The sequence below is a fragment of the Streptomyces sioyaensis genome (genome assembly GCF_004122735.1).
GTDB classification, from domain to species: domain Bacteria; phylum Actinomycetota; class Actinomycetes; order Streptomycetales; family Streptomycetaceae; genus Streptomyces; species Streptomyces sioyaensis.
Genome location: NZ_SDIF01000114.1, coordinates 1 through 22298, shown reverse-complemented (window position 1 = coordinate 22298; position 22298 = coordinate 1). Strand labels below are relative to the sequence as shown.

At 73.0% G+C, this 22298-nt stretch carries 18 protein-coding genes, 1 tRNA gene and 1 pseudogene; 6 read left to right on the top strand and 14 right to left on the bottom strand.

Annotation, left to right across the window (positions count from 1 at the left end):
• The 7 genes and pseudogenes from EST54_RS35680 to EST54_RS27690 all read right to left on the bottom strand — a co-directional run.
• Nucleotides 1–125, bottom strand: a pseudogene (locus tag EST54_RS35680) (ABC transporter ATP-binding protein); the annotation flags it as partial.
• Nucleotides 118–1047 (bottom strand): ABC transporter permease, encoded by a 930-nt coding sequence (locus EST54_RS27715; protein WP_129250462.1) that lies wholly within the window; start codon nt 1045–1047, stop codon nt 118–120. The pseudogene EST54_RS35680 and the gene EST54_RS27715, both read right to left, overlap by 8 nt.
• 78 nt (nt 1048–1125) lie before the next feature.
• A complete protein-coding gene (locus EST54_RS27710; protein WP_129250461.1) occupies nt 1126–2010 on the bottom strand; it encodes a glycosyltransferase family 2 protein in 885 nt (294 codons plus the stop codon).
• Entirely contained in the window at nt 2007–2786 is a 780-nt protein-coding gene (locus tag EST54_RS27705; protein WP_129250460.1) for a CDP-alcohol phosphatidyltransferase family protein, read from the bottom strand. Before EST54_RS27705 ends, EST54_RS27710 begins: the two co-directional genes overlap by 4 nt.
• Nucleotides 2764–3825 (bottom strand): iron-containing alcohol dehydrogenase family protein, encoded by a 1062-nt coding sequence (locus EST54_RS27700; protein WP_129250459.1) that lies wholly within the window; start codon nt 3823–3825, stop codon nt 2764–2766. Before EST54_RS27700 ends, EST54_RS27705 begins: the two co-directional genes overlap by 23 nt.
• Entirely contained in the window at nt 3813–4550 is a 738-nt protein-coding gene (locus tag EST54_RS27695; protein ID WP_086720811.1) for a phosphocholine cytidylyltransferase family protein, read from the bottom strand. Before EST54_RS27695 ends, EST54_RS27700 begins: the two co-directional genes overlap by 13 nt.
• Complete coding sequence (locus tag EST54_RS27690; protein WP_129250458.1) at nt 4547–6352, bottom strand: DUF5941 domain-containing protein; 1806 nt, start codon at nt 6350–6352, stop codon at nt 4547–4549. Before EST54_RS27690 ends, EST54_RS27695 begins: the two co-directional genes overlap by 4 nt.
• Before the next feature lie 555 nt (nt 6353–6907).
• Between EST54_RS27690 and idi the strand changes: the two genes are divergently transcribed.
• Nucleotides 6908–7519, top strand: coding sequence for an isopentenyl-diphosphate Delta-isomerase (gene idi, locus EST54_RS27685; RefSeq protein ID WP_129250457.1), 612 nt, complete (start codon nt 6908–6910; stop codon nt 7517–7519).
• Here the strand turns inward: idi and EST54_RS27680 are convergent.
• From EST54_RS27680 to EST54_RS27670, 3 genes are all read right to left on the bottom strand, one after another.
• On the bottom strand, nt 7494–7985 hold the full coding sequence (locus EST54_RS27680; RefSeq protein ID WP_129250456.1) for an ATP-binding protein: 492 nt from the start codon (nt 7983–7985) through the stop codon (nt 7494–7496). The two genes, idi and EST54_RS27680, sit on opposite strands and share 26 nt — an antisense overlap.
• Nucleotides 7986–8223: 238 nt before the next feature.
• Nucleotides 8224–8297: transfer RNA gene (locus EST54_RS27675), tRNA-Met, on the bottom strand.
• 84 nt (nt 8298–8381) lie between these two features.
• A complete protein-coding gene (locus EST54_RS27670) occupies nt 8382–10037 on the bottom strand; it encodes an ABC-F family ATP-binding cassette domain-containing protein (protein ID WP_129250455.1) in 1656 nt (551 codons plus the stop codon).
• 55 nt (nt 10038–10092) lie between these two features.
• On the opposite strand from EST54_RS27670, the gene EST54_RS27665 reads away from it, so the two are divergent.
• On the top strand, nt 10093–10863 hold the full coding sequence (locus EST54_RS27665) for an enoyl-CoA hydratase/isomerase family protein (RefSeq protein WP_129250454.1): 771 nt from the start codon (nt 10093–10095) through the stop codon (nt 10861–10863).
• 64 nt (nt 10864–10927) lie between these two features.
• On the opposite strand, the gene EST54_RS27660 is transcribed toward EST54_RS27665, so the two are convergent.
• Complete coding sequence (locus tag EST54_RS27660; RefSeq protein WP_129250453.1) at nt 10928–11572, bottom strand: DJ-1/PfpI family protein; 645 nt, start codon at nt 11570–11572, stop codon at nt 10928–10930.
• 61 nt (nt 11573–11633) lie between these two features.
• Nucleotides 11634–12605 (bottom strand): GlxA family transcriptional regulator, encoded by a 972-nt coding sequence (locus EST54_RS27655; protein ID WP_129250452.1) that lies wholly within the window; start codon nt 12603–12605, stop codon nt 11634–11636.
• Nucleotides 12606–12819: 214 nt separating this feature from the next.
• Between EST54_RS27655 and EST54_RS27650 the strand changes: the two genes are divergently transcribed.
• Together EST54_RS27650 and EST54_RS27645 are read left to right on the top strand one after the other, a co-directional pair.
• Nucleotides 12820–13689: an SCO6745 family protein gene (locus tag EST54_RS27650; RefSeq protein ID WP_129250451.1), complete on the top strand. Its 870-nt coding sequence runs from the start codon at nt 12820–12822 to the stop codon at nt 13687–13689.
• A gap of 254 nt (nt 13690–13943) precedes the next feature.
• Nucleotides 13944–16376, top strand: a complete 2433-nt coding sequence (locus tag EST54_RS27645; RefSeq protein ID WP_129250450.1) for a Tex family protein — start codon at nt 13944–13946, stop codon at nt 16374–16376.
• A 100-nt stretch (nt 16377–16476) separates the two neighbouring features.
• On the opposite strand, the gene EST54_RS27640 is transcribed toward EST54_RS27645, so the two are convergent.
• Nucleotides 16477–18171 (bottom strand): FUSC family protein, encoded by a 1695-nt coding sequence (locus tag EST54_RS27640; protein WP_244942631.1) that lies wholly within the window; start codon nt 18169–18171, stop codon nt 16477–16479.
• 570 nt (nt 18172–18741) lie between these two features.
• Here EST54_RS27640 and EST54_RS27635 point away from each other — a divergent pair.
• Together EST54_RS27635 and EST54_RS27630 are read left to right on the top strand one after the other, a co-directional pair.
• A complete protein-coding gene (locus EST54_RS27635) occupies nt 18742–19782 on the top strand; it encodes an FAD-dependent oxidoreductase (RefSeq protein ID WP_129250449.1) in 1041 nt (346 codons plus the stop codon).
• A 170-nt stretch (nt 19783–19952) separates the two neighbouring features.
• On the top strand, nt 19953–20843 hold the full coding sequence (locus EST54_RS27630; protein ID WP_129250448.1) for a D-alanyl-D-alanine carboxypeptidase family protein: 891 nt from the start codon (nt 19953–19955) through the stop codon (nt 20841–20843).
• A gap of 76 nt (nt 20844–20919) precedes the next feature.
• On the opposite strand, the gene EST54_RS27625 is transcribed toward EST54_RS27630, so the two are convergent.
• A complete protein-coding gene (locus EST54_RS27625) occupies nt 20920–22263 on the bottom strand; it encodes a M14 family metallopeptidase (RefSeq protein ID WP_129250447.1) in 1344 nt (447 codons plus the stop codon).
• Between the last annotated feature and the right edge of the window lie 35 nt (nt 22264–22298).

Sequence of the window (22298 nt, the reverse complement as noted above, 5' to 3'; positions counted from 1 at the left end):
GCGCTGCCCTTGCCGGCTCCCGTGCCGTAGACGCGGTAGACGATGTGCAGATCGTCCGCGATCACGGTCGGGATGCGCTCCCGCGCCGCCTCGGTCGGCTGGACGCCGTTGGTCTGCTCAGCCACGTCCGTACCGCTCCTCGGCCTTCCAGAAGTACACAAAACCCACGACGCCCATCAGCAGCGCCCAGCCGCCGGCGAACGCCCACACATGCGGCGGCAGCTGGCTCGCCTTGAAGCTGTCGATCAGCGCGAACCGCATCAGGTCGATGTAGACCGCGGCGGGGTTGCCGTTCAGCAGCACCACCACGAACTGCGGGACGTCCTTGCCCTTGAGGATCAGGTCGATGCTGAACATCACGCCGGACGCGTACATCCACGTCCGCATGATGAAGGGCATCAGCTGCGCCAGGTCGGGGGTCTTCGACCCCAGCCGCGCCATGACCATCGCCAGACCGGTGTTGAAGACGAACTGCAGCGCCAGCGCCGGGAACACCAGCAGCCACGACCACGTCGGCACCTGCCCGAAGCCGAGCAGGATGATCACCAGCACGCCCATGGAGAACAGCAGCTGCTGCAGCTGCATCAGGCAGAACGAGATCGGCAGACAGGCCCGCGGGAAGTGCAGCGCCCGCACCAGGCCGAGGCTGCCGGAGATCGCCCGGGTGCCGGCCATCACCGAGCTCTGGGTGAAGGTGAAGATGAAGACGCCGGTGACCAGGAACGGGACGTAGTCGGGGACGCCCTTCCGGGTGCCGATCAGCAGGCCGAAGATCAAGTAGTACACGAGCGCGTTCAGCAGCGGCGTCGCCACCTGCCAGACCTGTCCCAGCTTGGCCTGGCTGTACTGCGCGGTCAGCTTGGCGCTGGCGAAGGCGGAGATGAAATGCCGGCGGTGCCACAGCTGCCCGATGTACTCCGGGAGGCCGGGTCGGGCACCGCTCTGCGAGAGCCCGTACTTCTGGGCCCGCTGGGCAGGAGTGAGCCCCTCATCGGAAGATGGCGGGGCACTCATGGCGACCGCACTGTCGTGCGTGGTCTCGCTCACAGTTGACACTTTCGTCCTCAAGGTGCGCTGCCGGGGCCACGCCCCGGTTCGCGCCTGATGCTCTCAGATACGAGCTTGTCAGATGACGGGAGGGCGACCCAGTCGGGTCAGTCGCCAAACGGTAGCCCACTTCATGGGGCGCCTGGGACCGCACGGCGAGACCCAGCCCTCCTTGAAGCCGCCCAGCCAGGCCCGCAGCGCCGGCCGCGACGGCCGGCGGACGAGGGTGAGCAGAAACCAGACACCGAGGTAGACCGGCACCAGCGGGGCGGGAAGGTTGCGGCGGGCCAGCCAGACGCGGTTGCGGGCCACCATGCGGTGGTAGACCGCATGCCGGGCCGGGGCCGTCGTCGGGTGGAAGAGGACCATGTCCGAGCGGTAGTCGATCAGCCACCCCGCGTCCAGCGCCCGCCAGGCCAGGTCCGTCTCCTCATGGGCGTAGAAGAAGTCGTCGGGCAGCCCGCCGACCTCCGCGAAGACCGTCGTACGGACCGCGTTCGCGCCGCCGAGGAAGGTGGTCACCCGCGACGAGCGCATCGGGTCGGCGGCGCGCAGCCGCGGGACGTGCCGGCGCTGGGTCTCGCCGGTGTCCGGGTCGGCGATCCGGAAGCTGATGATGCCGAGCCGGGGGTCCGCGGCGAAGGCCTGGCGGCACAGCTCGGCGGTGTCCTCGCCGGCCAGCAGCCCGTCGTCGTCGAGGAAGAGCAGCACATCGACATCCCGGCCACCGGGGCCGAACGCCTCGATACCGGCATTGCGGCCGGCCGGGATGCCGACGTTCTCGGGCAGCTCGACGGTCCGGATGCCCTCGGGGAGCTCGGGCAGCGGCGAACCGTTGCCGACCACGGCGATCTCGACCGGATCGCCGTCCTGCTTGGCGACCGAGTCCAGGAGTGCGCGCAGCTCCTCGGGGCGGTTGCCCATGGTGATGATGACCGCGCCGACCTTCATCGCGCCCCTCACTTCAGCCTGCTCGACGCCAGGATGGACACCAGGTGCAGCAGCGTCTGCAGGAGCGCGATACCGGCCAGCACGGCGACGCCGAGCCGCGAGAAGAACAGGTCGCCCCGGACCGTGTCCAGGACCGCCAGGACCAGGATCAGCAGGGAGGCCTCGACCCCGAGGACCAGGCGGTGGAACTTCAGCGCCGCGGCCGCCTTGCGGGCCAGCGCCATGCCCGACGAGCGCGGCTCGGACGCCGTCTCCTTGACCGGCGGCAGCCCGCCCTGGTGACGGGCGACGCCGACGAGGTCGGTCTCGGCCTTGATCAGGATGGCGCCGAGAGCGGCGAGGGTGCCGAGGAACGCCCACAGCCAGTCGATCCGCCCGGAGCCCCACAGGTCCGCGGCGCGCAGCCCGAAACCGACGAGCACCGCGGCGTCGCACAGGTAGGCGCCGACCCGGTCCAGGTACACCCCGCCCAGCGAGAACTGCTTCTTCCAGCGGGCGACCTCGCCGTCGACGCAGTCGAGCAGCAGGTAGAGCTGGACCATCAGCACGCCGAGCAGAGCCCCCGCGATCCCCGGCACCAACAGGGCGGGGGCGGCGAGGACGCCGGCGACGGTCATCACGTAGGTCAGCTGGTTGGGCGTGATCCGCGTGTTCACCAGGTGCCGGTCGATGCGCAGCGAGAGCTCGCGCATGTAGAGCCGGCCGGCCCAGTGCTCGCCGCTCCGCCGGTCCTTCACCCCCGGGGGGTGAACGACCGGGCGGAGCTCAGCTACCGATGGCTTCTGCATAGTCGGCGTAAGCGTCCCTGATCTGGTCGGTGGACAGGTCGAGGTGCTCCAGGATCGTGTAGCGCCCGGGGCGGGTCTTGGGTGCGTAGGCGACGACCTGGACGAATTCCTCGTCGGTGAAGCCGATCTCACCCGGCGTGACCGGCAGACCGTGCCGGCGCAGCACCTCGACCATCAGGTCACGGGTCTCCGTGTCCCCGCGCAGATGCGTGGCGAACGCGGCGCCGAGGCCGCACTGCTCGCCGTGGCTCGCCGCGCGCTTGGGGAAGAGGAGGTCGAAGGCGTGGTTGATCTCGTGGCAGGCGCCGGAGGCCGGACGGCTGTCGCCCGCGACCGACATCGAGATCCCGGTGAGGACCAGGCCCTCGGCCAGCACCTGGAGGAACTTGTCGTCGCCGACGCCGCCGGGGTGGCGCAGCACGGCCTCGCCGGCCTGGCGGGCCATGGCGGCGGCCAGCCCGTCGAGGTCCTCGCCGGTCTCGCGGTGGGCGAGCTCCCAGTCCGCGACCGCGGAGATGTTGGAGATCGCGTCACCGATGCCGGAGCGGACGAACCGGACCGGGGCCTCGCGGATGATGTCGAGGTCGATCACCACGGCGATCGGGTTCGGCACACCGTAGGAGCCGCGGCCGGCGTCGTTGTCGAGGGTGGCGACCGGCGAGCACAGGCCGTCGTGCGACAGGTTCGTCGCGACGGCGACCAGCGGCAGGCCGATGCGCGCGGCGGCGAACTTGGCACAGTCGATGATCTTGCCGCCGCCCAGGCCCACGACCGCGTCGTAGTGCCCCTTCTTCATGGCGTCGGCAAGCTTGATCGCGTCGTCCAGGGTGCCGCCGTCGACCTCGTACCACTCCGCGCCCGGCAGCGCGGGCGACAGCCGCTCCCGCAGCCGGGCCCCCGAGCCGCCGCTGATCGCGATGGCGAGCTTGCCGGACGCGGAGATGCGCTGATCGGCCAGCAGGCCCGCCAGGTCGTCCAGGGCGCCGGCGTTGATGTCAACGACGACCGGGGACGGAATGAGGCGGGTCAGTACTGGCATGCGATGTCACGGCCCTTCGCCAGGTCGTCGTGGTTGTCGATCTCGACCCACTTGACGTCGCCGATCGGCGCCACGTCCACCTTGAAGCCGCGGTTGACCAGCTCCTGGTAGCCGTCCTCGTAGTAGAGGTCGGGGTCCCGCTCGAAGGTGGTCTTCAGGGCGTCGGCCAGCTCCTCGGCGGCCTCGCCCTCGATGAGGGTGACACCGATGTACTCGCCGGTCGCCTCGGCCGGGTCCATCAGCTTGGTGATCTTCTGGACGCCCTTGGCGGGGTCCACGACGACCTTCATCTCCTCGTCCGCGAGCTGCTTGACGGTGTCCAGCGCGAGGATGATCTTCTGGCCGTTGCCGCGGGCGGCGAGCAGGGTCTTCTCGACGGAGACCGGGTGCACGGTGTCGCCGTTGGCGAGGATCACGGTGTGCTTGATGGAGTCACGCCCGCACCACAGGGAGTAGGCGTTGTTCCACTCCTCGGCCTTGTCGTTGTCGATGAGGGTGAGCTTGAGGCCGTACTTCTGCTCCAGGGCCTCCTTGCGCTCGTAGACGGCCTCCTTGCGGTAGCCGACGATGATCGCGACCTCGGTCAGGCCGATCTCGGCGAAGTTGCCGAGGGTCAGGTCGAGGATGGTGGTGTCACCGTCGACCGGCACCAGAGCCTTGGGCAGGGTGTCGGTGTAGGGGCGCAGACGCCGTCCGGCGCCGGCAGCCAGCACGAGGCCGATCATGCGGGTTCTCCTTCATCGTGTACGGCGGGTGCTTGCGAGGACACCCAGAAGCGGATGCTCTCGACGAGCACCAGCAGCGCCAGGACCACGGCAAGGGCCGTGAGCGCGATTGTGAAACCTGAGGGGGGCAGCGCGGCGGCGAGGACGGTGACCACAAGGACGCGTCCCTCGTGCCCGCCGGTTGCCCGGACCAGCCACCGCGGCGGGGCCCCGGTGCCACCGCGGATGCGGTAGACGGTGTCGTAGTGATGGTAGGCGACCGCCGCGACCAGCCCGAACGCCGCGGGCAGCGCTCCGGGGACGTCCGAGCGGGCGGCCAGCACCAGGATCGTGACGTATTCACCGGCCCGGAAGAAGGGCGGCACCAGCCAGTCGAGGGCGCCCTTGAGCGGACGGGACACGGCCGCACCGGCCAGCAGCGCGGAGCAGACGGCGACGCCGACGGTGAGCCAGGAGCTCGGGTCGTCCTGGAAGATCACCCAGACCAGCAGCACGGCGGCTGAGAGAAATGCCATGACGGGAGCCAGGAAGGAACCGGTGCGGCCGCGACCACGGGCGCGGCCGGCGATCAGCTCGGCCAGCGGCCCGGAGTCGGCGAGGTCGGCCAGCGCCCGGGCGGCGCGGTCGGTGCGCCGGGCCCGCCGGGTCAGCGAGCGCAGCACCCGCCCCGCGGTGGTGTAGCAGGCGGCCAGCGCACAGCCGATCAGCAGGGCGTAGAAGACGATGCGCGGGGTGGTGAGCGCGGTAAGCACGGCGATCATGGCCCAGCGCTCACCGATCGGCAGCACGATCATGCGCCGCACCCAGACCGTCCAGCCGACGCTGTCGAGCTTGTCGGAGAGCGCCGCGGTCGGGCTCGTATTGGCGCTCGCGTCGTGGTTCGCCTCGTTGAAGGAGAAGTCGACGACATGCCGGCAGGTCTGCAGCACCATCGCGCCGAGCGCCAGCGCCCACACGTCGTCCCCGCCGCGCGCCGCGCCCAGCGCCAGGCCCGCGTAGTACGCGTACTCCTTGGCGCGGTCGAAGGTGGCGTCCAGCCAGGCGCCCATCGTCGAGTACTGCAGGGAGTAGCGGGCGAGCTGCCCGTCGGTGCAGTCCAGGACGAAGGAGAAGAGCAGCAGAAGGCCGGCGGCGACGAAGCCGCCGCGGGTTCCGGTGGCCGCGCAGCCGGCCGCGATCAGCGCGGTGACCAGGGACGCGGTGGTGACCTGGTTGGGGGTGAGCCCGCGCCGTGCGCACCAGCGGGCGAGGTAGCGGGAGTAGGGGCTGATGCCGTACGTGGTGAAGAACCCGTCGCGGGACTTCACGGCGGTACGCAGCCGGACCGCCTCGTCGTCGACGGCCGCGACGGACTCCCGTGCCTCCTCGCGCTGGGCGGGGGTGAGCGCGACGGTGGCGACCAGGCTGCCCAGCTCGACGCGGTGCAGGCCGATCTCGTCGCGGTCCAGGGATGCGGTGAGGGTGTCGGTGAGGACGTCCGTGAGGTGGGCGGTACCGGCACCGACCGGGATCCTGCCGACCGCACGGGCCAGCGCGGCGCGGGCCTCGGGCTGCACGGTGAGCGCGCCCGGTACGGCCGCGGCCGGGAAGCGGGGGTCGGTCAGCGCCAGCCGCAGGGCGTGCAGGTGGCCGACGAAGCGGGGGTCGACGACGGCGACCCGCTCCTGCGCGGGCACCGCGGAGATCAGCTCGGCGGCGGCCGCGGCGTCGTTCGCCGTACGGACGTCAAAGCCCAGCGTGCGCAGGTCGGCTTCGAGCGGCGACCCGGCGACCGGCGAACCGGTGAGGATGGCGGTCGACAGACGAACTCACTCCTTGGAAGCTGACAAGGCAGCCAGGCCGGTCCGAAGTCGATCCGCATTCGACACGAACTACCCGGGCAGCGGGCGTGGCACACCTCGCCCCCGGAGGGGCTGGGTGGCACGTCGGCAGAGGTTATCGGATCGCCGGATGCGGCCGTTCACCGCGCATTCACCGCACGATCGAGTGACCGACGGCTGCGCCTGCCGCGATCATCATGGTGGATCGGGCGGCGCATGAACAACTGCGCTGCGCCCCCGGCGGCCGATCCGGTGCCCCTTATGGGAGGGCTGGTCACGCCGCGGGCGGGATGTGCCGGGACAGGTGTGGTGCGTGCCATCCCGCGTCCGGCGGGCGGTCGCCGTGCCCCGGTGCCACGACCGGGCCGCCCCCGTCCGTCGCGCCGGGTACCCCGCACACGGCGGCGGATGTGGCCCCTCTCACCACGGGCACACCCCCGTCCACCCGCCGGCATGTGGCGCCGCGCACCCACTGTGCCGCTGATGGGGGCCTGACTAGGGCAGACTTGGCGTCGAAGACCGACGACAAGGATGGGCATGCCGATCACACCTGCCAACGGACAGACCGCCGGGGACCCGGCGGTGAGCACACCGGGCGGCGCCGCCGAACCGATCATGCTGGAGCTGGTCGACGAGGACGGCACGACGATCGGCACCGCGGAGAAGCTCGCCGCCCACCAGCCTCCCGGGCAGTTGCACCGTGCGTTTTCGGTCTTCCTCTTCGACGAGAAGGGCCGCCTGCTGCTCCAGCGCCGTGCCCTGGGGAAGTACCACTCCCCCGGTGTGTGGTCCAACACCTGCTGCGGTCACCCGTATCCCGGTGAGGCGCCGTTCGCGGCCGCGGCGCGCCGCACGGCCGAGGAGCTCGGTCTGGCCCCCTCCCTGCTGGCCGAGGCCGGCACGGTGCGCTACAACCATCCCGATCCGGCCTCCGGCCTCGTGGAGCAGGAGTACAACCACCTGTTCGTCGGGCTGGTGCGGGCCGAGCCGGCGCCCGACCCGGAGGAGATCGGCGAGATCGCCTTCGTGACGCCTCAGGAGCTGGCCGAGCGGCACGCCGAGGCGCCGTTCTCCGCGTGGTTCATGACCGTGCTGGACGCGGCGCGCCCCGCGGTGCGCGAACTCACCGGACGGTCGGCGGGCTGGTAGCGAGCGGGGTGAGCGGAAGCTCGGCCCAGATGGCCTTGCCGCCGTTCGCCGTGAGCTCCACACCGCATTTGCCGCCCGCCTCCGCGGTGACGGTCTTGACCAGCCACAGGCCGCGTCCGCCGACGTCACCCTGATCCGCCTCCAGTGCCTTGGGGCGGTAGGGGTGGCTGTCCTCGACCGCGACCGCCAGCCAGTTCGCACCGATGGTGAGCTGTACGGCGATCTGCGGCGAGAGCAGGGCGGCGTGCCGGACGGCGTTGGTGACGAGTTCGGAGACGATGAGCAGCAGCCCGTCCATGATGTCGGCGGCCACGGGCACGCGCTGTTCGGCGAGCAGATCCCGGACCGCGTGCCGGGCCAGCGGCACCGAGGCCTCCAGTGCCGGCGCGGTGAACCGCCAGACACCTTCGTACGCGAGCGGGGAGGTCAGCTCTTCGGGGGGCTCTGCGGGGGGTCCGGAAGGCATCCTCACAGGAAGAGTGTTGGGAATGCGCTGGTCCGGACCGGGCCGCTGACCACAAGTCAGCGTCTATCGACGCCTTTTGGCTGCTTCCGAGTGATTCGGTGGGCCCGGCGACCGGTCCTGTCCGTCTCGCGCCTCGCTCGCGGACTGCCGCGGAGCGGTCGGCCTGCCCTCGGGACCGTCCGGCCCTACGACACAGCCGGCCCGGCGCCTGAGCACCGGACCGGCTGTACCTCTGCAGTAGCGGGGACAGGATTTGAACCTGCGACCTCTGGGTTATGAGCCCAGCGAGCTACCGAGCTGCTCCACCCCGCGTCGGTGCACACCACATTACGGGGCGGTGGCCTGTGGGCCAAATCGATAATCCGCACGGATGTCGCGGGCGGGCGGTCCCGGCGCTCACACCGTCCGGTCGGTGATCCGCCCGGCGTCGACCTCGATCCGGCGGGTGGTGTGCACCGCTTCGAGCATCCGGCGGTCGTGGGTGACCAGCAGCAGGGTGCCCGGGTACGAGGCGAGGGCCGACTCCAGCTGTTCGATGGCCGGCAGATCGAGGTGGTTGGTCGGCTCGTCCAGGACGAGGAGGTTGACCCCGCGGCCCTGGAGGAGCGCGAGCGCGGCGCGGGTCCGCTCGCCCGGCGAGAGGGTGCGCGCCGGGCGGAGCACATGCGCCGCCTTCAGCCCGAACTTCGCGAGCAGGGTGCGGACATCGGCGGGCGACAGCTCGGGGGCATGGGCCCGGAAGGAGTCCATCAGCGGCTCCTCGCCGCCTTGGCCGCCGAAGAGCTGGCCGCGCGCCTGGTCGACCTCGCCGACCACCACGCCGGGTCCCAGGGCGGCGTGCCCCTCGTCCAGCGGCAGCCGGCCGAGGAGGGCGGCGAGCAGGGTGGACTTGCCGGCGCCGTTGGGGCCAGTGATGGCGACCCGGTCCGCCCAGTCGATCTGGAGGTCCACCGGGCCGAAGCGGAAGGCGCCGCGTTGCACCCCGGCGCCGCGGAGGGTGGCCACCACCGCACCGGCTCGCGGGGCAGCGGCGATCTCCATCCGCAGCTCCCACTCCTTGCGCGGCTCCTCGACGACCTCCAGCCGCTCGATCAGGCGCTGGGTCTGCTTGGCCTTCGCGGCCTGCTTCTCGGTCGCCTCGACCCGGGCGTTGCGGCCGACCTTGTCGTTGTCGGGCGCCTTGCGGCGGGCGTTCTTGACGCCCTTCTCCATCCAGTTGCGCTGGGTGTGCGCCCGGGTCTCCAGGGCGGCCCTGGTGCCGGCGTACTCCTCGTACTGGTCGCGGGCATGGCGCCGGGCCCGCTCGCGCTCCTCCAGGTAGGAGGCGTAGCCACCGCCGTAGGTGTTGACCTGCTGCTGGGCGAGGTCGAGTTCGAGGACGCGGCTGACCGTACGGGTCAGGAACTCACGGTCGTGGCTGACCAGGACGGTGCCGGCGCGCAGCCCGGTGACGAAGGACTCCAGCTGGTGCAGACCGTCCAGATCGAGGTCGTTGGTGGGCTCGTCCAGCAGGAAGATGTCGTAGCGGGAGAGCAGGAGCGAGGCGAGCGAGGCGCGGGCGGCCTGGCCCCCGGAGAGCGTCGTCATCGGCTGGTCAAGGCCGATGGAGAGGCCGAGCTGGGCGGCGGTCTCCTCGGCCCGTTCGTCGAGGTCGGCGGCGCCCAGCGCGAGCCAGCGCTCCAGGGCCGTGGCGTAGGCGTCGTCCGCGCCGGGCCGCTCCTCGACCAGCGCCTCGGTGGCGGTGTCCAGGGCGCGCTGGGCGGCGGCCACGCCGGTGCGGCGGGCCAGGAAGGCGCGCACCGTCTCCCCCGGGCGGCGGTCGGGCTCCTGCGGGAGGTGGCCGACGGTGGCGGTGGGCGGGCTGAGCGCGAGCTTGCCCTCCTCCGGGGTGTCCAGGCCGGCCAGCAGGCGCAGCAGGGTGGACTTGCCCGCTCCGTTGGCGCCGACGAGGCCGATCACATCGCCCGGAGCGACGACGAGATCGAGGCCGGAGAACAGGACGCGCTCGCCGTGGCCGGCGGCGAGGTCTTTGGCGACGAGAGTGGCTGACATCAGGCGGCCGATGGTATCCGGCCCGGCCCGGCGCGGTCGCTCTAATATCCGGGGCATGGAACCCGGTCTGAAGACACATGTCAGCGACGGCACCGCGACCGTCACGATCAGCAACACCGGCAAGCGGAATGCGATGACGGTGCAGATGTGGCGGGATCTGCCGCCGCTGCTGGACCGGCTGGCGGCCGACGGATCGGTGCGGTCGCTGGTGCTGACCGGGGAGGGCGGGACGTTCTGTGCGGGGGCGGACATCGGGGCGCTGCGGGATGCGGCCGGTGAGTCGCAGGGACTGGCGGTGGCGGCGGAGGAGGCGCTGGCGGCGTTCCCCGGGCCGACGCTGGCGGCGATACGCGGCTACTGCGTGGGCGGCGGCGCCCAGTTGGCGGCCGCCTGCGATCTGCGGTTCGCGGAGGAGGGCGCGCTGTTCGGGGTGACGCCGGCCAAGCTGGCGGTGGTCTATCCGGCGTCCGCCACCCGGCGGCTGGTCCGGCTGGTCGGCCTCTCCACCGCCAAGTACCTGCTGTTCTCCGGGGAGTTGATCGGCTGTGCGCGGGCGCTGCGTACGGGCCTGGTGGACGAGGTGCTGGCGGAGGGCGGGCTGGACAAGCGGGTGGCGGAGTTCTCGGCCGTGCTGGCGAGCCGGTCGCTGCTGACGCAGACCGCGGCGAAGGAACTGGCCAACGGCACCTGGGACGTGCCGCCGGCCGAGGCCGAGGAGCGGGGCGCCCACTGGGCCGCGCAGGCCCGCGCGAGCGGCGACACCGCGGAGGGTGCCGCCGCCTTCCTGGAGCGCCGGGCGCCGCGTTTCACCTGGCCCGCGGGCTGAGCGGGCCGGGCCGCGCGGGCGCCGGGGCGTGGCCCCTCACCGCTGTTGCGTCAGGCGTGGCCCCTCACCGCTGTTGCGTCAGCAGGAACCGGCTCTGCTCCCGCAGCGCCGCGGTGACCTCGGCCGGGGCCTTGTCCGGGGAGCCCGCGTCGTACGGCGGCTGCGGGTCGTATTCGATGCCGAGCTGGATCGTTTGGGCCACGGTGTCCCCGGCGATCCGGCCCGCCAGCGTCAGCCCCATGTCGATGCCGGAGGAGACGCCGGCCGCCGTGACGTACTTGCCGTCGAAGACCACCCGCTCCCCGGTCGGCTCGGCGCCCAGCGCCGACAGCTGGTCCAGCGCGAGCCAGTGCGAGGTGGCCCGCCGCCCCTTGAGGAGGCCCGCGGCGCCGAGGATCAGCGAGCCGGTGCACACCGAGGTGGTCCAGGTGGTGCCGGCGTCCACGGCGCGGATCCACTCGTGCAGCGGGCCGTCCGCCATCTGCGCCGCCTGGCCCGGGCCGCCGGGCACGACGAGGATGTCCGGCGCGGTGACCTCCGCCAGCGTGGCGTCGGCGACCAGTCCCAGCGAGCCGAGTTCGTTGCGGTGGGGGCCGGTGCGTTCGCCGACGAAGACCGCTTCGGCGCCGGGCAGCCGGCTGAGGGTTTCGTAGGGGCCGACGGCGTCCAGGGTGGTGAAGCGGTCGAAGAGAAGGATCGCGAGCTGCATGGCAGGTTCCTGTTCAGTAGGAGTGCGGAGCGGTGTCGGCCGGTGGTCCTGGCGGCCCGGTTCAGGCCGCGGGCACCGGCGGCCGGGCCGGCTGGAAGCGGCGGCGGTACTCGGCCGGGGAGGTGCCCAGGGCCCGGAGGAAGGCGCGGCGCATCGCCTCGGGGGTGCCGTAGCCGCAGTGGCGGGAGACCTGCGCGATGCCGTCGGCGGTGTCCTCCAGACGCCGGCGGGCGGCCTCCAGCCGGACCCGGTCGACATAGCGCCCCGGCGGCATGCCGACCTCGTCGCGGAACGCCCGGGCGAAGTGCCGCGGGGACAGCCCCGCCCGGTCCGCCAGGGCATCGACGGACAGATCCGCCGCGGGGTGCTCGGTGATCCACTGCTGGAGGTCGCGCAGCGGCCGCCGCTCGGCGGTCTGGGCGGCGAGCTGGACGCTGAACTGGGTCTGGTTGCCCGGCCGGCGCAGGAAGACGACCAGGTGCCGGGCGACGGCCAGCGCGATGTCCCGGCCGAGATCCTCCTCCACCAGCGCCAGCGCGAGGTCGATGCCGGCGGTCACGCCCGCGGAGGTGGCCACGTCGCCGTCGCGTACGTAGATCGGCTCCGGTTCGACGCGCAGGGCGGGGAACCGTCGAGCGAGGGTGTCGCAGAGCATCCAGTGGGTGGTCACCCGGCGGCCGTCCAGCAGCCCGGCCTCGGCCAGCAGCAGCGCTCCGCTGCACACCGAGACCTTCCGCCGGGCGCGGTGGGCGTTGTCGCGCAGCCAGTCGATCAGCCGGGGGTCGGGGGCGCGGGTGCCCTGGCCGCCGGGCACCAGCAGGGTGTGCGGCGCCCCGGCCTCGGCGAGCGTGAGGTCGGGGACCAGCGTCAGGCCGCTGGTGGTGCGGACCGGTGTGCCGTCGAGGCCGGCGGTGCGGATCCGGTAGGCGCCCGGCTCCGACTGGGACGCCCCGTGGAAGACCTCGACCGGTCCGCTGACGTCGAGCGCCTGCACGCCGTCGAAGAGGACCACGAGTACCTCGCGCTGTTCCATGCCTCCATCCTCGGCAGCACGACGTCCGGCAGCAATGACAGGTTTCCCACCTTTCCTGCCATGACCAGGGTGGGGAGCGGCGTGCGGCCGGCTTCGGGACCCGGCGGGCGGCCGGCTTCGGGACCCGGCGGGCGGCCGGTTTCGGGCCCCGGTGTGCGGCCGGTTCCGGTGCCCCGGCGCCGGCTCCATACCCACCGGTCGGTAGCCTCCCCTCATGACCACTTCCAGCGCACTGCCCGAGCAGGCCGGCCGTACCTGCCATCACGTCATCAACCCGTTCCACTCCACGCACTACTTCGCGCCGGAGCTCGCCGAGGAGATGGCGAAGGCGGGCATCGAGAACCGCAGCGCCGCCTACTTCGCCTGCCGGAGCGCGGCCATGGGCGCGGTGGGTCCGGGCACCATCACGGCCACCTTCTACAACTTCAAGCACGAGCTCGTCGCGCGGCACGTCCCGCAGGTCTGGACGGTCACCACTCCCCAGGCGGTGCTGGACGCCCGGCTGCGCGCCGCGGACGCCACGCTGCGCCGGCTGCTCGGCCCGGAGGCCGTCGCCTCCCCGGAGATGGCAGAGGCGGCCGAGCTGGCGCTGCGCGCCGCCGAGGGCTGTTCCCGCCGGGCCCGGCCGCTGTACGCCGCGCACGCCGACCTGCCGGTGCCCGACGCCCCGCACCTGGCCTACTGGCACGCCGCGACGCTGCTGCGCGAACACCGCGGCGACGGCCATCTGTCCGCGCTGCTGGACGCCGGGCTCGACGGCCTGGAGGCGCTGGTCACGCACACCGCCAGCGGCCGCGGGATGAGCTACCAGGGCGTCATGGCGACCCGTGGCTGGTCGGAGGAGGACTGGAGCGCCGCGCAGGAGCGGCTGCGCGACCGCGGGCTGCTGGACGCCGAGGGCGAGTTGACCGAGGCCGGGGTGCAGCTGCGCAAGGACCTGGAGCGGGCGACGGACCGGCTGGACCGGGCGCCGTACGAGCACCTGGGCGCCGCGGGCGTGGCCCGGCTCACCGAGCTGGCGACCGGCTTCACCACCGCCGTCATGGAGGCCGGGGCGTTCCCGGCCACGCTGTTCGGCAAGTAGTCCGGCGGGCGGTCCAGGAGCCCGTCCCGGAGGCAAAGTCCCCTGAGCGGTGGCGAATCCGGCGTTCCGGCGGGGGTGTGCGCGGCCGTCCGCACACCCCCGGCGCCGCCGAGCGGGCGCGGCGTGGCTCCCGGCCTCCGGGCGGCCGGGGAGCCGCGCGGACACTCCCCACCGGCTGGGCGGCACGACAGTGCGGCCCGCCACCCGGCACAATGCAGGCTCATGCAAGCGCTGGAAGGCAGGTCAGGATCAACGTGACGGCATCCACTGAGCCCATCGGGGCCCTCGGGTCCATCGAAGCGAGGATCGCCGGGGAGCTCGGCGTCAAGGAGCGGCAGGTGAAGGCCGCGGTCGAACTGCTCGACGGCGGCTCGACCGTCCCGTTCATCGCGCGCTACCGCAAGGAAGCCACCGAGACGCTCGACGACGCGCAGCTGCGCTCGTTGGAGGAGCGGCTGCGCTATCTGCGAGAGCTGGAGGAGCGGCGGGGTGCGATCCTGGAGTCCGTACGGTCCCAGGGCAAGCTGGACGCCGCCCTGGAGGCGCAGATCCGCGGCGCCGATTCCAAGGCGCGCCTGGAGGACATCTACCTCCCGTTCAAGCCCAAGCGGCGTACCAAGGCGCAGATCGCCCGGGAGGCGGGCCTGGAGCCGCTCGCCGACGGGCTGCTGAGCGACCCGTCGGTGGAACCGGCCGCGGCGGCCGCGGCGTTCGTGGACGCCGACAAGGGGGTCGCCGACGCGGCCGCCGCCCTGGAGGGCGCGCGGGCCATCCTGACCGAGCGGTTCGGCGAGGACGCGGATCTGATCGGTGAGCTGCGCGAGCGGATGTGGTCGCGCGGGCAGGTCGCGGCGAAGGTGCGCGAGGGCAAGGAGGAGGCCGGCGCGAAGTTCGCCGACTACTTCGACTTCGCCGAGCCGTTCACCGCGCTGCCCTCGCACCGGGTGCTGGCGATGTTCCGCGGCGAGAAGGAGGAGATCCTCGATCTCGCCCTGGAGCCGGAGGACCCCTCGACGGTCACCGAGGGCACCAGCGCCTACGAGCAGGCCATCGCGCACCGCTTCGGCATCACCGACCGCGACCGGCCGGCCGACAAGTGGCTCAAGGACACCGTGCGGTGGGCCTGGCGCACCCGCATCCAGGTACACCTGGGGATCGATCTGCGGCTGCGGCTGCGGCAGGCCGCCGAGGACGAGGCGGTACGGGTCTTCGCGTCGAACCTGCGCGATCTGCTGCTGGCGGCGCCCGCCGGCACGCGCGCCACGATGGGCCTGGACCCCGGTTTCCGTACGGGCGTGAAGGTCGCCGTGGTGGACGCGACCGGCAAGGTGGCCGCCACGGAGACCATCTACCCCCATGTGCCGCAGCAGAAGTGGGACGCCTCGCTGGCCACGCTCGCGAAGCTGGCCCGCGCGCACGACGTCGAGCTGATCGCGATCGGCAACGGCACCGCCTCCCGCGAGACCGACAAGCTGGCGGCCGATCTGATCGCCGCGCAGCCGGAGCTGAAGCTGACGAAGGTGATGGTGTCCGAGGCCGGTGCCTCGGTGTACTCCGCCTCCGCGTTCGCCTCGCAGGAGCTGCCCGAGCTGGACGTCTCGCTGCGCGGCGCGGTGTCCATCGCCCGGCGCCTCCAGGACCCGCTGGCCGAGCTCGTCAAGATCGACCCGAAGTCGATCGGGGTGGGCCAGTACCAGCACGACCTGTCCGAGGTGAAGCTGTCGCGCTCGCTCGACGCGGTCGTCGAGGACTGTGTGAACGGCGTCGGCGTGGACGTCAACACCGCGTCCGCGCCGCTGCTTTCGCGGGTGTCGGGCATCGGTTCCGGCCTGGCCGAGAACATCGTCGCGCACCGGGACAGCAACGGCCCGTTCCGCTCCCGCAAGGCCCTCAAGGACGTGGCGCGGCTCGGCCCGAAGGCGTACGAGCAGTGCGCGGGCTTCCTGCGGATCCGGGGCGGCGACGACCCGCTGGACGCCTCCAGCGTGCACCCGGAGGCGTACCCGGTGGTGCGGCGGATGGTGAAGTCGGCGGACACCGAGGTCGGCTCGCTGATCGGCAACACGACGGTGCTGCGCACCCTGAAGGCCGCCGATTTCGTCGACGACTCCTTCGGTCTGCCGACGGTGAGCGACATCCTCCAGGAGCTGGAGAAGCCGGGCCGCGACCCGCGTCCGGTCTTCAAGACCGCGGCCTTCAAGGAGGGCGTGGAGAAGATCGGCGATCTCCAGCCGGGGATGCTCCTGGAGGGCGTGGTGACCAATGTCGCCGCCTTCGGGGCGTTCGTGGACGTCGGCGTCCACCAGGACGGTCTGGTGCATGTCTCGGCGATGTCGAAGACCTTCGTCAAGGACCCGCGGGACGTGGTGAAGCCGGGCGACATCGTGCGGGTCAAGGTGCTCGACGTCGACATTCCGCGCAAGCGGATCTCGCTGACGCTGCGGCTGGAGGACGAGCCCGGCAAGGGCGGTCAGGCGGCGGGCGGCGGCGAGCGCCGCGGCGGCGCGGGCGGCGGCCGGGCTCCGCGGGACGGCGGCCGGGGCGGTGCCCCGCGACAGCGGCAGGGCGGCGACGGCCGGCGCGGCGGTGACCGCCGGGGCGGCCGGGACGCCGGGCCGGCCAACGACGCGATGGCGGACGCCCTGCGGCGGGCCGGGCTCCTGGGCAAGGAGCGGGGCGGCCGCTGACGCCCGCCGGCGGCAACGGCAGCAGCGGGACGGGTGCTTGCTGCTGCCGGCCGCCGAGCGGCGCGGGCGGATCGTCGCCCGTCGGCCGGATGGTCTTCCGTCAGCCGGCCCCCGCGTAGCCGCGGATGCGCTCCAGTTCCGTCGCCACGTCGGTGAGGGTGGCGCAGTCCGGCACCGGCAGCAGATCGGGGTCCGGCACGGCGGTGCCGGGCCCGCGGCCCGGGTCCTCCAGGGCCTCGGCCATCGCGGCGAGCGCCCGGCACAGCCGCTCGGCCTCGGCCGTGCCCGGGCGGTGGGCACCGTGGTCGAGACGTACCGCGCAGGCGGTCGCGGCGTCCACGATGCGTTCGGCCGCGGTGACGACGGTCAGCCAGTCGGGGTTGCGGTCGCGGGCCGCGACGAGTTCGGCCGCGGCGGTCTCCGCCGCCGCCCTGGCCTCGCCCAACGCCCGGTAGGCGGCGCGGCGCAGCGCCAGCCGCGCGGTGGGGTCGGCGCCCGGTTCCGCTTCCAGGACGTGCCGCAGGAAGGCCTCGGCGGCCCGCAGCGCCGCGGTCACGCGCTGGCCGATCCGCCGGCGCGGATCGGCGAGGTGCGGCAGATGCCCGACGACGAGGACGATGCCGCAGGCGATGGAGGTGTCGACGATCCGCTCGGCGGCCGCCTGGGGATCGCCGCTCACCGTCACGAACGACAGCACCATCAGGGTGATCGCGACGGTCTGCAGCGCGAAGTGGCGGGTGGCGAACGGCAGCAGCGCACCGCCGGCACCGGCCACCAGCGCGGGCCACCAGGTGCCGGTCAGCGTCAGTCCCGCCCCGGCGAAGACCAGCACACCGGCGACCGTCCCCGCGAAGCGGTTGACCGTACGGGAGAAGAGCGGTCCCAGGTCCGGCTTGACGAGAAAGGTGGCGGTCGCCGGGAGCCAGTACCAGTGGTCGGCGCGGAGCATCAGGGCCACCGCGGTGCTCGCGGCGATGCAGACCGCGACCCGCAGACCGTAGTCCCGCCCGGCGGGCCCGAACAGGCTGCGGCCGCGCCGGGTCCGGCCGCCGACGGCCGCCAGCGCCCCGCCGGCGACGGCCGCCCGCACCCTGCGCCAGCCGGGACGGCCGGACGGCGAGGGGCCCGGCTCCGCCGCGGGCAGCGGCTCCCGGCGGGCGAACGCGACGGCGGCGTCCAGCAGTGCCCGGTCGAAGGCGCCGCGGGCGGCCGTACTGGTCTCCGGGGCGGACAGCCGGCCCGGGGAGCCACCCGTGCGCAGGGCGTCGGCGAACCGGCGGGGGCTGTCCGCCACTCGGGACGGCAGCGGGCGGGCCTCCCACAACAGCGCCACGCTGGCCTCGCACAGCGCGGTGGCCGCGGCGAACCGCTCGGTGAGCAGGAGTTCTTCCGTACGGGCCGGCCGGCGCAGCAGCCGACTGGTGAGCCGGCGCAGCCGCAGCGCCTCGTCGGCACGGTCCAGGGCCGCGGTGAGCCGGCGCCGGGCGGGCTCGGCACCGGGCCCGCCGGCCGCGCCCAGGGCGTCGGCGAGCGCGTCGAAGACCGTGGCGACGGCCGCCCGCTCGCCGCTGAGCGCCCCGCCCGCGGGCCGCGGTGAGCGCAGCACGAGCCGCAGCGCGAGCAGCCACAGGCAGCCGGCGAGCATATAGAGGGCCTTCGCCCAGGGCGCGCCGGGCAGCGGCATCCCGGCGCCCAGAACGGTGGCGGCCAGCATCTGCATCCCGGCGTTGGAGCGCACCGGTCCGGCCACGCTGTCCGCGCCGGAGACGAAGCCGACGGCGAACAGCGCCGGCACGATCCACCAGCCCGCACCGGCCGTGCAGCGAGGCGCCGATCAGCATGCCGAGCGCGGAGGCGAGGGCGGGCAGACCGATATGGACGATGCCGGTACGCCGGGTGCCGGGCCGGTCGTTGACCCCCGCCAGCATCGAGCCGAGTCCGGCCAGTACGCCGGGCGCCGGGTGGCCGGTCGCGATGCCCGCGCCGAGCAGCGGCCCCGCACACAGCGCACCGCGGGCCACGGCCGCCCAGGGCACGGGCAGCCGCTGCCAGCGGAAGGGGTGAGCCAGCCAGGCGGGCACGGCGCGCTGCGCGCGGAGCATGGGCCTCCTCAGTCGACGGCGTTCGGACGGCGCGGCAGGCCGGTCCGGCAGGATCCGAAGGGCGACATCGGCCGACGGTGGTGCTACCAGCCTAAGGTCCGGGATTGTCCACTTCGCTGCCGCGGGGTTACCGCAAGATCACAGGAGAGCGGCGGGCAGGCGGCCCGGCCGGCCGGCTCGCCGCTCGGCCCCTCCGCTCCCCCGTCCGTTCTCCCCGCTTCCAGGCCCTCGGCCTCGCGGACCGCACGGGTTAGCGTCGCTCCATGACGATCAGGACAGACGACGTATGGGTGATCGGCGGCGGCGTGATCGGGCTGACGTCGGCGATCGCGCTGGCGGAGGACGGGCGCCGGGTACGGGTGGTGAGCCGTGAGGCGGCCGGCGGGACGACGTCCGCGGTGGCCGGCGGGCTGTGCTGGCCGTACCGCATCCAGCCGTACGAGCGGGCGGTGCAGTGGTCCGTACGGTCCTTCCAGGTGCTCGCCGAACTCGCCCGGCGGCCGGAGGAGACGGGCGCCCGGATGGTGACGGGCACGATGGCGGACGCCTCGGTGCCGGACGCGGCGGACGAGGGACACCGCGCCCCGCGGGAGCCGGACGACGGCGTCGAGGACGGCCTGGCCGCCTGGTACGAGGCGGTCCCCGGGCTGCGGCGGGCGCACCGGGAGGAGCTCCTCGACGGGTGCGCCTCGGGCTGGCGGGCACGGACTCCGCTGGTGGACATGCCGGCCCATCTCCGGTATCTGGAACGGCGATTGACGGCCGCCGGCGGGACCGTGGAGCGACGCACCCTCACGTCCCTGGAGGAGGCCGGCCGGGCGGCGGGCCTGGTCGTGAACTGCTCGGGACTGGGCGCGCGCGACCTGGTACCCGACCCGGACGTCCACCCGGTCCAGGGGCAGTTGGTGATCGTGGAGAACCCCGGTATCGAGGAGTGGTTCGTGTCCGCCGAGACCGGCGCGGCGGACACCACCTATCTGCTGCCGCAGCCGTACGGCCTGGTCCTCGGCGGTACGGCCCGTGAGCACGCCTGGTCGCGGGAGCCCGATCCGGCGGTGGCACAGGCCATCGTGGCACGGTGCGCCCGGCACTTCCCCGAGCTGGCGGGGGCCCGCGTCCGGGAGCACAAGGTGGGGCTCCGCCCGGCCCGCCCCGCGGTGCGGCTGGCGGCGGAGCGGCTGTCCGGCGGGGCGGTGTGCGTGCACAACTACGGGCACGGCGGCGCGGGCGTGACGGTGGCGTGGGGCTGTGCGGACGAAGTGCTGCGGACCGTACGGGAGATCGGAACGGGCGGCCGCCGGTAGCCAAGGCTCCGGGGCGGTTTCCCGCCACGCCGCACCGTGCCGGGCGGCATCCGGACACGAACAAATTTGCCGCTCCGCAGGCGCATCCATCCGCCCGTCTCACGCGTCTCACCAGCGAGCGGCACTTTCATGGCGCCGCACTGCAGGGGCATTTCCTTTGGAGTATTCACTTGAAAATCGGCATTAAGGGCATTCGGCGCGTGTCCGCGGTGGTCGTCACCGCGGGAGCCGTCCTGACGGCGGGGGCGTTCACCGCCCCGGCGCAGGCCGCCACGCTCAACACGCCCACGATCACCGCCAAGGGCGGTTACGTGATGAACAACGGCACGGGGGCGAGCCTCTTCACCAAGGCCGCGGACACCCGGCTCTCCACCGGCTCCACCACCAAGATCATGACGGCCCGGGTGGTGCTGGCCCAGCCGAACCTCGACCTCGATTCCAAGGTGACGGTCCAGAAGGCGTACAGCGACTACATCGTCTCGAAGACGGCGTCGTCGGCCCATCTGATCGTCGGTGACAAGGTCACCGTCCGCCAGCTGCTGTACGGGCTCATGCTGCCGTCCGGCTGCGACGCGGCGTACGCACTGGCCGACAAGTTCGGCAGCGGGTCCACCCGGGCCGCGCGGGTGAAGTCCTTCATCGGCAAGATGAACTCCACCGCCAAGGGCCTCGGCCTGACGAACACGCACTTCGACTCGTTCGACGGCATCGGCAGCGGCGGGAACTACTCGACCCCGCGTGACCTGACGAAGATCGCCAGCAACGCGATGAAGTACTCCACGTTCCGTACGGTCGTGAAGACCAAGTCGACCAAGCAGAAGGTCACGACGAAGAGCGGTGGCTACCGCTACATGTCGTGGACCAACACCAACAATCTGCTGGGCAGCTACGCGGGCACCATCGGCGTCAAGACCGGCTCGGGCCCGGAGGCCAAGTACTGCCTGGTCTTCGCCGCCACCCGGGGCAGCAAGACCGTCATCGGCACGGTCCTGGCCTCCTCCTCGGTGGCCAATCGCACCGCGGACGCCAAGAAGCTGATGGACTACGGCTTCAAGAAGTAGCCCGTTCCCGGACGGATCAGGGGCCTGCGCGCGGCCGGACGGCCGCGGGCAGGCCCCTTCGTCATGGCGCTGTCGCCTACCGGTTCCCCCCGGTCACGCGGGGACAGACGTTCAGGGGCGTCGCCACCGTGACGTGATAGACGGCCCGTTGGTCCAGCAGCAGGGGGACGAGCCTGCGCAGCGGCTGGCGCAGCGGGACGACAACGCCCTCGCGATCCCGCTTCCAGAGCACCCCGTGCCCCGCCAGCACGTCCTTGACCTGCGCGAACCGTTCCGCGTCCAGGCGGTAGGCGCAGGGCGGATCGGCCAGGGTCTGCGCGTCGGTGGCGGGTTCGTTGTCCGCGCCGCCGAGGTAGACGGGGCCGCGGTCGGTGTACCCGGCGACCCGGGCGGCGGCGGTGGCCGCCTCGATCCGCGGGCGGTGCCGGTCGAGGAAGGTGAACGCGCCCTTGAGGGCGGCGAGCTGGGAGTCCACCCGGCGCCTGTTGTTGCGTGCGGGGTCGGCCTTCTCGGCGTCGGTCAGCGCGTCGACCCGGGTCTCGACCAGCAGCCCGATCGAGCCCTTCACCCCCGCGGTGTTGCGCAGGATCCGCTCCTGGCCGTCGCCCGCGACCTGCTTGACGGGGTCGCCGGTCTCCGGGTCGGTCCAGATGCCGTATACGCCGGCGGAGAAGCCGGCCCGGCGGACGGCCGTCGCCACGAAGTCCTGGGAGAGCGAGGCGGCTTCGCGGTGCACCGCGTCCGCGGTGTTGAGGTTGCGCGGCCACAGCGACAGCACGTCCTTCATGTAGTACGGGACGGTGGGCCCGTACTCGTGCAGGTCGTAGACGGTGTCGGGGCGGTAGTCGCGCAGGACGGCGGCCATCGCGCGGGCCTCGGCGGTCTGCAGGGCGAGGTGGTCGCGGTTGATGTCCGCACCCTGGGAGTTGCCGCGGGTGTCGGCGGCCCGGCCGTCGGGGTTGGCGGTCGGGACGACCAGGACGCTGGTGTGGGCCAGGAAGCGCCGGGTCGCCGGGTCCCGGGACAGGGCCAGGTCGCGGACGGTGGTCAGGCAGGCCTCGCGCCCGGAGGGTTCGTCACCGTGCTGGGAGCAGATCAGCAGGACGGAGTTGCCGCGCCGCACGTCCGCCGGGCGCGCGGGAGCCGGGGCACCGATCCGTACGAGCCGCAGGGGACGGCCCTGCGCGGTGGTGCCGATCCGGTCGATCCGCACGCGCGCGGATCGGCGGACGACGGCGGTGAGGAACGCCTGCTCCTCGGCCTCGCTGGTCCAGCGGGCGCCGTGGCTGGTCTCGAATCCCGTACGGGGTGCGGGGGTTCCGGCGGCGCGGGCGGGAGGGACCGGCAGGATCGCGCCGAGGGTGGCCGTCAGACCGATGGCCAGCGCCCCTCGGGCGAGGCGGTGGGAGCGGGATATCACGAGGGGGTGCCTCCCTTGGGTGAGCGGTGGGGGTG